Genomic DNA, 14,629 nt, shown 5'->3' on the forward strand with positions numbered 1-14,629 from the left:
ATTCCGTCGTCCACCGCTCTGTCGCTGCCGTACCTGAATCGCGAGCTCAGTTGGCTCGACTTCAATGCGCGCGTGCTCGAGGAAGCGCTCGATACCCGCGTCCCGTTGCTGGAGCGCCTCAAGTTCCTGGCAATCTTCAGTACGAATCTGGACGAGTTCTACATGGTGCGTGTAGCGGGCCTGCGCCGAAAGGTCACGTCGGGCGCGCCGCAGTATCCGCCCGATCCACTCTCGCCCCCCGAACAGCTCGACGCCATTCGCACGCGGGTGCACGAGTTGCTGCAGCGCCGGCATCACGCGTTGCACGCGCTCGTGTTGCCGGCACTCGAAGAGAAGGGCGTCAAGCTGGTGCCGATGGCGTCGCTCGAAGACGACGAGCGCGAGCGCGTGCACGCGTATTTCGAGTCGCAGGTGTTCCCGGTTCTCACCCCGCTGGCGGTGGACCCGGGACATCCGTTTCCGTACATCTCGAATCTGTCGCTCTCACTGGCGGTGGACATCGGCGATCCGGAGAGTGGGAAGGAGCATTTTGCGCGCGTGAAAGTTCCGCGGTCGCTCCCGCGTTGGGTGCCGATCGAGCGCGCGGGCGAGCATTGCTTTGTGCCGCTGGAAGAGGTGATCGGCGAACATCTCGGGACGCTGTTTCCGGGCATGGAGGTGAAGCGTTGGTTCACCTTCCGCATCACGCGCTACTCGGATCTCGACCTTGGCCAGATCGACCAGCCGGAGGACCTGCTGGAAACGATCGAGCAGCAGGTCTTTCAGCGCCGGTTCGGTGAGGTAGTACGCCTGGAAGTGCAGCGCGATATGCCGCAGTCGATGCGACAGCTGCTGTTGGAAGAGCTCAGCGAGAGCGAGACGCAGCTGGTCGCGCCGCTCAGTGCGCGCGATGTGCATGATCGCGACGACTTGCTGGAGCTCGGAGATCTGTTGCAGATCGCCGGCATCGAGGTGCCCGAACTGCGCGACGCGCCCTACACGCCGGTGGTCCCGGCGCCGTTCCGCGATGGCCGCAACATCTTCGAGGTGATCCGCGAGCGCGACGTGCTGGTGCATCACCCGTACGAGTCGTTCAGTTCGTCGGTGGAGGCGTTCCTCGAAGCGGCGTCGAGCGATCCGCAAGTGCTCGCCATCAAGCTCACGTTGTACCGCACCTCGGGCGACACCGCGATCGTGCGGGCACTCACCGAGGCGGCCGAAGCCGGCAAACAGGTGGCGGTCATCATCGAGCTGCAGGCGCGCTTCGACGAGCAGAACAACATCACGTTCGCGCGTACGATGGAAAGCTACGGCATCCACGTGGCCTACGGACTGCCCGGGCTCAAGACGCACGCGAAGACGGTGTTGGTGGTGCGGCGCGATGCCGACGGTATCCGGCGCTACGTGCATGTCAGTACCGGCAATTACAACTCGAAGACGGCGCGGTTGTACACCGACATCGGCCTGTTCACCTGTAATCCGCAGATCGGCGCCGATTCCAGCGACCTGTTCAACTCGCTCACCGGCGTCTCGCGCCAGAAGTTCTATCGACGCCTGATCATGGCGCCGGCGAATCTGCGCAAGCGGACGCTCGAACTGATCGAGCGCGAGTCGGCGCACGCCAAAGCCGGGCGCGGCGGGCGCATCGTCGCCAAGATGAATGCCTTGGTCGATCCCGAAGTCATCGCGGCGCTGTATCGCGCGTCGCAGGCCGGGGTCGAGATCGATCTGATCGTGCGTGGCATCTGTTGTTTGCTGCCGGGGCTCCGCGGGGTGAGCGATCGTATTCGCGTCGTCAGCATCATCGGTCGTTTCCTCGAGCACTCGCGGATCGCCTTCTTCTCGAACGGCGGGAACCCCGAGTACTACATCGGATCGGCCGACTGGATGCCGCGAAACTTCGATCGCCGCGTTGAAGCCATGACGCCGATCGAGGACGTGGCATGGCACGGCCGATTGCAGCGCGTGCTCGAAACGTGTCTGGCCGACAACCGACAGGCGTGGGAGCTTGGTGCCGACGGTACGTATCGCCGTCGGGTTCCGGATGACGCCGACGTACGCGCGACGCATGCCACGCTGATGCGCGACCCCTGGGGGGCAGCGGATGCCAAGGGGGCGGGCAAGACGGCTACCAAGCGGAAGCGCACGAAGGCGTCGGACCTGGCGGAGTCGGACTGAACGACAGACGAGACGGCGCGTCTACTCGCCGTCTCCGTCGTCGTCGGCACTGATCTCGGTGCCATCCGGCGCGACCACGATGATCGGTCGGCCCAAGACTTCCTCGAGCAGCTGTCGCTTGCGGCTCGCGCCCCAGCACTCGAGGCGCACGTTCGTGGCGCCCTCGGCTTCCACCACACTCACCCGCAGTGCGTCGCTGGTCAGCTTCACGCGCAGTGCGCCGACCGCCGCCACGTGGCCTCGGTCCATGCCGTCGGCGAAGCGCAGCAGCGCGGCCAGCTTTACCACGCGATCTCGCGTCGCGCGGTCGAGCTGCGCGAAGCCGCGGTGCTTGGTCTTGGGCGACGTGCCGCGGTGATAGCGGGCGACATGCGCGACCACGATCTGCTGCGCCGGCGTCATGCCCAGGAGCTCCGCATGCGAAATCAGGTGAAACGAATGCTTGTGGTGTTTCTCGTAGTTGATATGGTACCCCACATCGTGCAGCAGCGCGGCGTCGGCAAGTAGTCGGCGATCGTCGGCGCCCAGCTGGAGGCGTGGCGCGAGCGCGTCGAACAGCTGCAGCGACAACGCCTGCACTTGGCGCGCATGCGGCTCTTCGTAGTGACAGCGTTCGGCGAACTCACGCACCGAGCGCTCGCGTGCGACGCCGGGATCGGCCACTACGGGCGTTACGCGCGCGGCTTCCAGCAGCAGGCCTTCACGAATGCCGTACGCCGACGCCAGCAAATCGCGCGGGTCAAAGCGCGACAGGACTTCGGCGGCGACGGCGAGTCCAGCTACGATGATGTCGGCGCGCGCCGGGTTGAGTCCCGGCACATGCGCGCGTTCATGCGACTCGAGTCGCTGCAGCCAATCGAGCACGTGCTCCAGTTCCACGCGCGTCACGCGCGTCCCGTGCGGTGAGCGCACCGCGACGTGCTGTCGCGACAATACGATGCCGGCGAGGTTCGTGAACGTGCCGCCCGAGCCGATCACCTGCGCCCCGCGCCAATCTTTCACCGGCACCGAGCGCCGGAGGCCGTCGCGCACATGCTCGCGCAGCGCGCGCACGCGACGCGGCGTCACCTTGGGGGAGAGAAAGCGTTCCGTGAGCCGGACGGCGCCGAACGGAAGCGACGCCACCCGCTCGATGAGGCCGTCTTTCGCCAGCACGAGCTCCAGCGAGCCGCCCCCGATGTCCATCACCACCGTACGGCCGGCGCCCAACTCGAAATGCGCGAGTGCACTGCGGAAGCAGAGCAGCGCTTCTTCCTCGCCACTCAGAATACGGACGCTGCGGCCGGTCAGCGCTTGGACCTGCTCGGTGAAGTCGGCGCCATTGGCGGCATCACGCACGGCGCTGGTGGCCACGATCTCAATGCGCTCGGCACCCAGCTGGCCGGCCAACGTCACCATGCGCTGCACCGCAGTCACGGCCGCATCGATCGCCGTCGTCGACAGGGAGCCGGTAGCCTCGAGTCCTTCTCCCAGCCGCGGCATCGCCTTCATCTCGTCCACCACGCGGATCTGCCCGGTGGGGGACACGTCCGCCACGATCTGGCGGACCGAGTTGGAGCCGATGTCGATCGCGGCGATCCGGATGTCGGTCGATGCGGTCGTGCTTGGTGCCGTCATGTCGAGTCGCTGGAAGAAGGCGTTGGGGCGTCCTCGTCGAACCGATGACGGATCTGCTTCCCCTCGGCAAGATACACGGCGTCTTCCCCGATGTTGGTGGCCAGATCGGCCACCCGCTCCAGATTCCGGCTCACCAACAGGAGTTCGAGTGATGGGGCGATGCTTTGTGGGTCGCCCATCATGTCGGCCAGCAGCGCGCGGAAGATGCCCTCGTGCTGGGCGTCGACGTCGTCATCGGCCTTACCCACCGCCCGGCCGAGGGCGCCATCGCCGCGGATGAAGGCGTCGAGCGAGTCGCTGAGCATGGCTCGCGCCCGCCTAGCCATATCCGCGAGCGCCGGAACGGCCGGGACGGCGACGCGCTGATCCACCAAGCGCACCGCACATTGCGCAATGTTCACGGCGTGATCTCCCACGCGCTCGAGGTCGCTCGAGACCTTGATGGCGCCAATCAGGAACCGGAGGTCGCGGGCCATCGGCTGCTGCAGCGCCAGCATGGCGATGGCCTGATTCTCCGCCTCCACCTCGAGCCGGTCGAGTTCTTCGTCGGCCTCGATGACGGCGATGGCCTTGTCGCGGTCGCGCTCGAGCAGCGCTTCAACCGACAGCGCCACCAGCGATTCCGCACGCTCGGACATATCGAGCAGCCGCTGCTTCAGCAGGGCAAGTTCGTCGTGGAAATGTCGGTAGCCGGCGGGGGCATTGCGCATCAGCCGAACCTCCCTGTGATGAACGCTTCGGTGCGTGAATCGGCCGGACGCGTGAACAGCAGATCCGTGGCGGCGTCTTCCACCAGCACGCCGTCCACCAATAACGCCGTGCGCCGGGACACGCGCGCCGCCTGATGCAGGTTATGGGTCACGATGATGATGGTGAGGTCCTGTTGAAGGTCGTACAGGAGTTCTTCGATGCGCTGCGTGGCCTGCGGATCGAGCGCGCTGGTCGGTTCGTCCAGCAGCAACAGGGACGGCCGATTGGCGAGCGCGCGTGCGATGCAGAGCCGCTGCTGTTGTCCACCGGATAGCGTGAGCGCGTTGTCGCGCAGGCGATCCTTGACCTCGTCCCAGAGTGCGGCGCGACGCAGCGCGTCTTCGACGCTGTCGTCGAGGGCGCGACCGGCCGCGCCGGTGTTGAGGCGCGGCCCGTAGGCCACGTTGTCGAAGACCGAACGCGGAAACGGATTCGACCGTTGAAACACCATGCCCACACGCTGGCGCAGTTCACTCACGTCGACGGCAGGATCGTACACATTGTCCCCGTCGAGCAGGAGCCGTCCAGCATGACGCGCCCCTGGCAGCTCGTCGTTGAGCCGGTTGATGGCGCGCAACAACGTGCTCTTGCCCGACCCGGATGGACCGATGAGCGCGGTGACGGACCGCGGGCGGACCGCGAAGTCGACATTGTGCAACGCGGGCGCCGCACCGAACCACGCGGAGAAGCGCTCGAGAACGACGGCGCCAGGAAGGCCGTGGATGTCGGTGATCATCCGAAGCGGCCCGTGATATAGGCTTCGGTGCGCGCGTCGGTCGGCGTGGTGAACAGCTGACGGGTCGGCGCACACTCCACTACACGACCATCGAGCAGAAACGCGGTGACGTCGGAGATGCGCGCGGCCTGCTGCATGTTGTGCGTCACCATAATGACGGTGACGGTATCGCGCAGGTCGTACAGCAGCTCTTCGATGCGTTGCGTGCCCATGGGATCGAGCGATGCCGTCGGCTCGTCGAGCAGCAGCACGTCGGGTTGCACCGCGAGTGCGCGCGCGATGCACAGTCGTTGTTGCTGACCGCCGGATAAGGCCATGGCCGACCCGAAGAGTCGGTCGACCACCTCACGCCACAGTCCGGCGCGCTGCAGCGCGAGTTCCACGAGTCCTTCCAGCTCACTCGGTGGCAAAGAACGACGTTGCGCACGCAGTCCCGAGGCCACGTTGTCGAACACGGAGAGCGTGACGAAGGGCGTGGGTCGCTGAAAGACCATGCCGACGCGGCGGCGCAGGGCGATGACGTCGGCACGAGGTGAATAGGCTGAGAACGCGCCGATCGATACGTCGCCACTCACGAAAGCGCCCTCATCGAGCTCGTGCAGCCGATTGATGCATCGCAACACGGTGCTCTTGCCGCACCCGGACGGACCGACGATGGCCAGCACGCGACCGGCCGGCGCTTCGACGGTGATCTGTCGCAGCACGCTACGATCGGCGAATCCCGCTGAGAGGTTGCCGAGGCGCACGGGCGGTGCGGCGACGGCCGCGAGGGACAGCTCATTCATCGACGCGACCCACACGCGGCGTGACCGCCGACAACAGCTTGGCGCGGGCCCCCACGACGGCGCGACCAATGACGCTGATGATGGTGACAAGGATGAGCAACACCAGGGCGCCGGCCCACGCTTGTGCGCGCCACTCGTCGTAGGGGCTCTGCGCGTAGGAATAGATCTGCAGCGGCAGCGCGGCGATTGGTCGAGACGGATCGACGGACCAGAACGGGTTGCCGAAGGCGGTGAAGAGCAGCGGGGCTGTTTCGCCGGCCGCGCGGGACATCGCGATCAACACGGCCGTCACGATGCCGGGCATCGCCGTGCGTAGCACGACCGTCAGTGCGGTTCGCCAGCGCGAGAAGCCAAGCGCCAAAGCTGCTTCCGTGAGGGCGACGGGCACGAGTCGTACCATCTCTTCGGTGGCCCTGGCCACGAGCGGCAGGACCAGCAACCCCAAGGCGATGCCGCCGGCCCACGCTGAGAAATGTCCGGATGGACGGACGATCAATTCCCACGCGAAGATGCCGAGCACGATGGATGGAAGACCGCTCAGCACATCGGCCAACAATCGCACGACCTGCGCGAATCGGCCGCGACGGTGTTCCGCGAGATACAAGCCCGCCCCGATGCCGATCGGAACGGCTACCGACATGGCGATGGCCACGAGCAGGATCGATCCCATGATCGCGTTCGCAACGCCACCGCCACGGACGCCCGGTGGCGACGGCATCTGCGTGAAGAACGTGGGGGTGAGCTGGCCGAGCCCGTTCAGCAGCAGTTGCGCCAGAATGAGTACAAGCGGAATCACCGCCACGGCGGCGGCGATCCACGTGAACACGGTCATGACCTGCCCGCGGCGTTTGCGCTGGCGCGCGCGCGTGGTCATGTCCACCGTGAACCGGGCAACCCGGTCGCCACGCGCTGTACCAGCCACCGGGCCAGCACATTCACCAGCAGCGTGATGAGCAGCAGCAGGGCCGCCACGGCCATCAGGGCGGACAAATGCGCATCGCTCGAGGCTTCGGCAAATTCATTGGCCAGCAGCGACGCCATGGTATACGCCGGATCGAACAACGAGTCGGGAATGGCGTGTCGGTTGCCGATGACCATCGCGACCGCGAGCGTTTCGCCGAGCGCGCGTCCGAGGCCCAGCATGATACCGCCGATCAGCCCAGAGCGGGCTGCCGGCAAGACGGCGTCGCGCACTACCTCCCAGCGCGTGGCACCCAGCGCCAACGCGGCCTCGCGCTGCGTTGGCGGCACCGCCCGCAACACTTCTCGGCTCACACTGGCAATGTACGGCAGGATCATGATGGCGAGCACGAGACTCGCTGCGAGCAGACTGGGGCCGTACGCCGGACCGCGAAACAGCGGCATGACGGCACCGAGGGGCAGCAGTGCCGGCATGATCGTGTTACGCAGCAGAGGGATCAACACGAACACACCCCAGAGGCCATACACCACCGACGGAATCGCCGCGAGCAGATTCACCAGGAACGCGACCGGTTCGTGCAGGCGACGCGGGCCGATGTCGACGGTGAAGATGGCCACACCGAGGGCCAGCGGCGTCGCGATCGCCAACGCGATCAGCGAGGAGAGCAGCGTGCCGACAATGGCCGGTACGGCGCCGAATCGCTCGCGCGGCACATCCCATGTACTGCCGAAGGCGAGATCGCCGGCATGGAGTGCGAGGGCAGGCCATGCCGCACGCACGACCACGGCGGTAAGCAGCACGAGCACGAAGGGGATCGCGGCGGCGCACACCGTCGTGATCGTTCGATAGAGCCGATCACCGAGGGGGGACTGCATCGACGGAAGCTAGGATTTCGCGCTTCGCGCCCGCGCCGTCCTGTGTAACGGGTCTGTCACGGCGGCCCGGGCCGTCCGGCTGCCAGCGTGGCGTCGAGTCGGTCCACTATGCGGGTCGCGGCTTCGGACGGAAGCGGCACATAGCCGAGTGTACTGGCCACGTCGGGATTCTCGAGCAGCGCCCAGCGGATGAAGGCAGCGAGCTGGCGGCTCTTCTGCGGTCCGATGGCCGTCGGCGCCACCAGCATCCAGGTGAAGGACGCGATCGGGTACGACTGCGCGCCGGGCGCGTTCACGAGCGACACACGGAGGTCTGGTGTGCCCTTTGAGTCGGACGCAAAGAGTTTGCGATCGGCCTCGAGAACGGCCGTTGCCGCTGACGCGATCTCGAAGGGCATCGGTGAGATGAACCGGCCGGCCGCGTTGCGCACGTGCACGACCGGCAGGCGATTTTGCCGTGCGTACACGACCTCGAGATAGCCGATCGCGCCCGGCATCTGCTTCACTTGGCCCGCTACCCCTTCGTTGCCCTTGCCACCGATGCCGACCGGCCAGCGCACGTCTTTGCCACGGCCCGGTCCGGCGGCCCAAGAAGGGCTCACGGTGGTGAGGAAGTCGCTGAAGATGTAGGACGTCCCGCTGCCATCGGCGCGATGCACGACCAGAATGTCGGTGTCGGGCATCGTGACATTCGGATTCAGCGCGGCGATACGCGTGTCGCTCCAACGCGTGATCGTGCCGAGGAAAATGTCGGCGATGACGTCGGGGCTGAGGTTGAGCGGCCGCGCCAGTCCGGGGAGGTTGTAGGTGATGGCTACGGCGCCGATGACGGTAGGGATGTGCAGCACCGGCATGCCGGCGCTGGCGAGCTCGGCATCCGTCATCGGCACATCGGTGGCGCCGAAGTCGACGGTGCGCGCGACCACTTGGCGAATGCCACCGCCGGATCCGATCGACTGATAGTTGATGCGGACGTTGGTGAGCGTCGCGTATTCGTTGAACCAGCGCGAGTAGAGCGGATACGGGAAGGTGGCGCCGGCGCCGGTGAGGTCGACGCGGGTGCCACTCGGCGTGAGCGCGGTGGCGGAGTCAGCTCGGCTCGATCGACGATCACCGCACGCCGAGATCGTCGCCAGGGCCGCAAGCGCGAGCGCTGGTAGACCAACACGTCTGAAGGAAAGCGATAGTCTTGGCACGTTACAGAGGATTGGCGAAACCGAGCAGCTTCGCGACTCCGTCGCGACGGATGACGCGATTCGCGATCCAGATCGTGTCCAAGCCAGCGGCACGCTTCAGGACGATGCCGCACGGCCCTTGAATCTGCGCTGCGCCATTGGCGACCTCGTTGCCATCGCACGCCACGCCTACTGCTGGCACGCTGCGCGCCGTTTCAGCGCGGAGTCGGGCGCGACTGAGTCCGCGAACCGATGCCTCGTCCAGTACGAGCCATGCGATCGCGGGCTGCATTCCTGATCGGATCTCGGGGCTATCCGGAAGATACAGGTAGGCAAACTCCGCCTGATCCACGCTCAGCGCCCGGACCGCGCTCGTGTCAGCGGCCGTGAGCGCCACCCAGTAACGCCGGATCAAGCCGTCAACCGACGACGCTCCACCAGAAAGGCGAGTCGGTGCGCTCCCGGGAATGGTGGCGCGAAACCGGCGCATGGCCTCTTCTGGCGGGAAGACGCTGTCGACCACGTAACCTGGCGTCTTGCGTAATGAGTCGGCTGAGGCAATCAGCACTCCATCTTCGCGCCACTCGACCATGCGAGGATCGATTCCGGCCGGAATCGGCTGACGTGGGTTGGCCGAAGCCGCGCCCGCGGAATCGCCGGATCGTGGCGTGTCTGTCGAGCAGGCCGTGACTAGAGAACAGGCGAGGGCCACGCCGGCAAATCGAAGAATTGAACGTTGCATCGGCTGAAGTTGGGGAATGCAAGAGGGTCGGATCTTCGTGACGACAGATCCGACCCCGTTGATGCTACTCGCTACCGTTAGTTACGGTAATACGCCGTCCAGCCGGTCCACCACTTGTCCGTGGCAGCCGGGTCGGCGGCGCCAACGAACGTGGTTCCCGCCATCGTGCCGCCGAAGAAGTTCGTCACGCGCGTCGGGACGCGGCCGGGCAACGTGGCGCCCGTGCCACCCGTCGTCAGCAGCGAGCCGGCGACTGGCGTCCAGTCGAGCGTTGCGTTGTTCGCGATTTCCGTAGCCGCTCCCGGGAGGGACAGGAACAAAGCGTTCGCGGTGGCGGCGGACGTGCGGATCGACGCCGTTGTGAACTTGTCCACGGTGCCAAAGCGGTTCGTGGCCCCCACCGCGTCATAGTCGCGATTGTTCTCGACGAACAGGAGATTGCGCAGGTTCAGCGAGTCTTCCGTCAGTCGCGTGTTCGTCTCGGGATCGAAGATCGAGAAGGCCGCTTCCGGCCAACGCGCGATCACGCCGTTCATCCACACGCCGCCAGTGCCGCGGCGAATGTTCGCGCCCAAACCGCCGTCGCCGCCAGCACGAACCGGCAGCACGCCAGCACCAGGCCCAACCATCGTGAAGTTCGCGAACACGGGCATGCTGTACGGCGTGGAGTTGAAGCCGGCGGCACAGGTGCCGGACGCCGATCCACAGCCATCCACTTCAAAGCCGCTCTGCTCGCCAGACAGTGCACCGGGGTTGCCGGCGCGCGGGGATACGCGCGGTCCGGTCTGCAGCGCAATCATGTACTGCAGGCGACCACGGAAGCCTTCGGCCGCGTCGAAATGATCGTCACCCGACTCGTAGGACACCAAGTACCGCGCGTCCACCGTGCCGCCGAAGAATTCGAACATGTCGTCGAGGCCGCGAATGGCCTGCACATACTCGACACGCGTACCGCGACCGACCGCGTAGAACGAGAAGGAGTTGAGCTCGACGTTCAACTGCGCTGCGGCGCCGGCAAACTCCACGCGAGTGTACACGTATGAGCCCGAGTTGTCCGCGTCGGCCGTGCCGCCGTTCCAGCTTACCGTGTCAGCAGGAGCCGGGCCTTCAACCACCGTGCGACCGGTACGGTTTGAAGAGGCATTCCCGACGATGATGAGTCCGCCCCAGTCGCCAGGTGCGCGGTTGCCCGCTGCGGCCGCCGACGTCATGATGATCGGCGCCGCTCGGGTTCCGATCGCGTTGACTCGCGCGCCGCGAAGCACCATGAGCGCTGAGACCGCGGGCGCCTGGCCCGTCGTGATCGGCGCACCGATAACCAGCGTGCCGGGCTCAATCGTGAGGACCGCGCCGTTGGCGACCGAGATGATGCGTGTAAGCTGGTACGTGTTGCCCGCAGTCCACGTGGTATTCGTGGTGACGTCCGACGTGACCTGCACAACGGTGCGATTGCTCGTCCGAACCGTCACTTCGGTCGACGTGGCGCTGACCTCTGAGCCGCGGACGGCGATCACGCGATACCGATACGCGGTCTCGGGAAGCAACGCCGAGTCTACATATTCAGGCGTAGTGGGCGTACCGATCTGCGCGAACGTGCCGCCAACTTCCGGCGCGCGTTCCACGCGGTACCCAGTGGCCGAGCCGACCGCCAACCACGCGATACGGACGCTCGTCGGCGAGGGTGATGTACCGACTACGCCAGTTGGCGTGGTCAACGCCGCAGGTGTTGTTGGACCGTCGTCGCCACAGGCGGCGAGGGCGATCAGGCCGAGGATGGCGCCGGCGCGAGGTGCCCAGCGAGTCCAAATACGAGTCATGACGACGGGGATAGTTGGTGAATACAAAGAGGGGGACCGACTCTGCGCCGGTCCCCCTAACTTTGTCCGTTCTTCGTCATGCTACAGCGACGGCTCCGTCACGATCGTGTCACCGACGCCACTGCGCTCCGACCGAGACTTGGCGCCCCATGCGGTACGACTCACGCGTCACCGGACCCTGCGTGAGCTTGTACGGCGCGTCGAGCAGGTTGCGCGCGTCCAGCTTGAGCTGGAACAGCTGCGTCACCGGGAAGCGCACGGAGAAGTCCACTACGTGGCGCGTCTGTTCCTTCACGTCGGGGAAGGGAATCGTGCCAGCGGCGTAGATGCGCGGACCCACCGCCGAGTAGAGCAGCGTGGAGGAGATGCGTCCCGACTTGCTCGCCCACGACGAGCCAACGTTGGCCACCCACGGGGCCTGGCCCATCATCGGTCGATCGGCATTGGTGTTCGCCGAGGCGTCTCCGCCCACCTTGATGGTGCTCTGCATCAGCGTGAGGTTCGTGAATACGCTGAACGCTTCGAGCGCACTGGCCACGTTGCCGAGATTCTTGCGGGCCTCGAGCTCGACGCCGAGGTTGCTGGCCGACGCGGCGTTGAAGAACGAGACGATCGGGGCGCCGCCCGTGGCGATATCGATGCGCTCGATGGGGCGATCGAACTGCTTCGCGAACACGCCGATGCTGAACACTTCTTCGGCGTTCGGGAAGAGTTCGTACTTGAGATCGTAGTTCTGGATCAGTGTGCGTACCAGGTCACCATTGCCGCGCGTGATCTGGCCGCCGATCACCTCGAGGTACTGCACCGGCGAGAGTTCGCGATACTCAGGGCGCGCCAGCGTCTGCGAGGCCGAGGCGCGCAGCTGACCATTCTCGGACAGCTTGAAGTTCAGCACGGCGGCGGGCAGCACGTCGGTGTTCTTGAGCGTCGAGACAAACGTGTTGTTGTTCGTCAGCGACGTGTTCACCGTGATGTTGGCGTCTTCGAGACGAGCGCCGGCGATAAGCCGGAGGCGCGAACCGAACGGCAGCTCGAGCATGGCATAGCCCGCGGCCAGGCGTTCGGTCGCATCGTAAATGCCGTCTTCCGCCACGTTGATGACGTTGAACTGGTTCGCGTTCCCCGTCGTGTAGCGTCCGTCGAAGAGCGATTCCGCCGGCAGGTTGCGATCGGCGACCGGCACAGAATTGGAGACGATGCTGAACTGGCGGTTCACCGCGTCGCGCGCGGTGGTGCGGTACGAGCCACCCATCTTGAGCTTGACAGCGTTCGGGCTGTCGCTGAAGGCGAGTCGGTAGTTCGCACCACCCGTCCAGTTGCTCTCATTGAGATCGCCGAACGTGCGACGCGCCACGTCAGGATTGCCGTCGCTCCAGGCGTACGGCCCTCCGGGAGTGAACTGCGCGTACACGAGGTCGGAGCGATCCGGCTCGCGGCGCGACACGCCGGACGACGACACGGTCCAGTCGAGATTCTGACGTCCGCCGATCGTATGCTCACCCTTGAGCTGAGACGAGCGGATTGTGCGCTCCACATACCGCAGCGTGTTACGCTGGATATTGATACCGGAGAAACCGAACGACGCGCCTTCGTTCTGGCGAGCCTCGTTGTCCGCGCTGCGGGTGTACGTGTTGTTGAGCGCGATACGATTCTTGCTGCCGAGCATGGTGCTGGTGTTGAACATGCCGCCCCACAGCACGCCACGGCGACTGCCCGTGCCCTGCCACGACTCGAGCACCTGCGGCCGGCCATCACGCTGAATCGGATTGGCCTGGTAGTCGTCGGCCCGTACTTCCTGCGTCGTCGAGTACGTGAACGATGCGAGGTAACCGACACGCTGACCGAAGATCGGATCCTGACCACCGACACTCAGGCCGAGCGAGCCATTCGGAGCACCTGCCTGCTGCACCGGCGTCCAAGCGTTGCGCAGCGAGTTCACCGCGCCGTTCATTGCTTCGCGAGTCGTGAGGTTCGCCACATCACGTGCCGTCGCCAACTGGGCCGGTACAGCGCGAGCCGCGCCAGCGCTGGCGCGCCACTCCGTGCCGACGGTGGGAGCGCTCGCGATCTGACGTCCGGTCGCCTGATCGTTCATGCCGATCGACGTCGAGAAGATGTACGTGCGGCGCAGCGGGAACTCGCGCGTTTCGATATCGACTGAGGCGCCTGAGAAGTCGCCGGCCAAGTCGGGGGTAAACGTTTTCGTGGTGTTGATGGACTGCAGCAGCGCCGACGGAAAGATGTCGAGCGGCACGAAGCGCTTTTCCGGCTCCGGGCTCGGCAGTCGGGCGCCGTTCAGGTTGGTCACGGTGTACCGCTCGCCGAGTCCGCGCACGAACACGCTGCGTCCGTCCTGCACGGTCACGCCGCTGACACGCTGGATCGCCTGCGCCGCGTCACCATCGGGGCTCTTGGCGATCTGCTCGGCCGTGACCGAGTTCACGATACCGGTGGCGGTGCGCTGCTTGTCGAGCGCTTCGTTGACCGTGCCGCGCTCGCTGCTCGCAGTGACGCTCACCGCCGCCAGCTGGAGTTCGGCCGTGCTGAGCGAGATGTCCTGCGTGAGCGCACCGTTCGCCGGCACGATGATGCCCGTGACGGTTTTGGGTCCGTACCCGATACGCCGCACTTGAATCGTCACGGTGCCGGCAGGGACGCGGGCGATGATGTATCTACCGTCGACGCCGGACTGCGTGCCGATGGTGGTGCCGACCACCTGCACGCCAGCGGCCGCGATGCCTTGGCCAGTGGTCGCGTCGATGATGCGGCCGGTAATCCGGCCGACGGGAGCGTCAGCCCCCTGTGCTGCAATAGTAGAAGCGGGAACGACGGCAGCCGCAATCGCCAGCGTCAAATGACGCGCGAAACGGGAGAGCACGTGTGCGTAGGTCCGCATGGATGATCGGGTCTGTATATGAAGACTGCGGAGACGCCCGTTCGGGCGCTCGTGGTTCCTGGCCTGCCGGACCGCGTGGGCTCCGGATGACCAGTAAGCTTCGTGACCCAGGTTTCGATCTCCGCACGGTTGTGCAACGGTTGTGTCACGGAGCACG

The 14,629-nt window shown here is 65.8% G+C and carries 11 protein-coding genes; 1 reads left to right on the plus strand and 10 read right to left on the minus strand.

Annotation, left to right across the window (positions count from 1 at the left end):
* The first annotated feature begins 24 nt into the window (after positions 1-24).
* On the plus strand, positions 25-2,157 hold the full coding sequence (gene ppk1, locus HKW67_RS02530; RefSeq protein ID WP_269141430.1) for a polyphosphate kinase 1: 2,133 nt from the start codon (positions 25-27) through the stop codon (positions 2,155-2,157).
* A gap of 21 nt (positions 2,158-2,178) precedes the next feature.
* Here the strand turns inward: ppk1 and HKW67_RS02535 are convergent, their stop codons facing one another.
* The 10 genes from HKW67_RS02535 to HKW67_RS02580 all read right to left on the minus strand — a co-directional run bounded on the left by HKW67_RS02535 (position 2,179) and on the right by HKW67_RS02580 (position 14,472).
* The gene (locus HKW67_RS02535; RefSeq protein WP_171223902.1) at positions 2,179-3,774 is read right to left on the minus strand and encodes a Ppx/GppA phosphatase family protein; all 1,596 of its coding nucleotides are present in this window, start codon (positions 3,772-3,774) and stop codon (positions 2,179-2,181) included.
* Complete coding sequence (gene phoU / locus HKW67_RS02540; protein ID WP_171223903.1) at positions 3,771-4,484, minus strand: phosphate signaling complex protein PhoU; 714 nt, start codon at positions 4,482-4,484, stop codon at positions 3,771-3,773. Before phoU ends, HKW67_RS02535 begins: the two co-directional genes overlap by 4 nt.
* On the minus strand, positions 4,484-5,260 hold the full coding sequence (pstB, locus tag HKW67_RS02545; RefSeq protein WP_171223904.1) for a phosphate ABC transporter ATP-binding protein PstB: 777 nt from the start codon (positions 5,258-5,260) through the stop codon (positions 4,484-4,486). The genes phoU and pstB overlap by 1 nt, the downstream gene beginning before the upstream one ends.
* Entirely contained in the window at positions 5,257-6,045 is a 789-nt protein-coding gene (locus tag HKW67_RS02550) for a phosphate ABC transporter ATP-binding protein (RefSeq protein WP_171223905.1), read from the minus strand. The genes pstB and HKW67_RS02550 overlap by 4 nt, the downstream gene beginning before the upstream one ends.
* Positions 6,038-6,919, minus strand: coding sequence for a phosphate ABC transporter permease PstA (pstA, locus tag HKW67_RS02555; protein ID WP_171223906.1), 882 nt, complete (start codon positions 6,917-6,919; stop codon positions 6,038-6,040). Before pstA ends, HKW67_RS02550 begins: the two co-directional genes overlap by 8 nt.
* Positions 6,916-7,842, minus strand: coding sequence for a phosphate ABC transporter permease subunit PstC (gene pstC, locus HKW67_RS02560; protein ID WP_171223907.1), 927 nt, complete (start codon positions 7,840-7,842; stop codon positions 6,916-6,918). The genes pstA and pstC overlap by 4 nt, the downstream gene beginning before the upstream one ends.
* A 56-nt stretch (positions 7,843-7,898) precedes the next feature.
* A complete protein-coding gene (gene pstS, locus HKW67_RS02565) occupies positions 7,899-9,038 on the minus strand; it encodes a phosphate ABC transporter substrate-binding protein PstS (RefSeq protein ID WP_230981108.1) in 1,140 nt (379 codons plus the stop codon).
* A gap of 1 nt (position 9,039) precedes the next feature.
* Positions 9,040-9,759: a hypothetical protein gene (locus HKW67_RS02570; protein WP_171223908.1), complete on the minus strand. Its 720-nt coding sequence runs from the start codon at positions 9,757-9,759 to the stop codon at positions 9,040-9,042.
* A 77-nt stretch (positions 9,760-9,836) separates the two neighbouring features.
* The gene (locus HKW67_RS02575; RefSeq protein ID WP_171223909.1) at positions 9,837-11,576 is read right to left on the minus strand and encodes a fibronectin type III domain-containing protein; all 1,740 of its coding nucleotides are present in this window, start codon (positions 11,574-11,576) and stop codon (positions 9,837-9,839) included.
* A gap of 109 nt (positions 11,577-11,685) precedes the next feature.
* Positions 11,686-14,472, minus strand: a complete 2,787-nt coding sequence (locus HKW67_RS02580) for a TonB-dependent receptor (RefSeq protein ID WP_171223910.1) — start codon at positions 14,470-14,472, stop codon at positions 11,686-11,688.
* Positions 14,473-14,629: the final 157 nt, after the last annotated feature.

Origin of the sequence: Gemmatimonas groenlandica (genome assembly GCF_013004105.1) — a bacterium.
Taxonomy (GTDB): Bacteria; Gemmatimonadota; Gemmatimonadetes; order Gemmatimonadales; family Gemmatimonadaceae; genus Gemmatimonas; species Gemmatimonas groenlandica.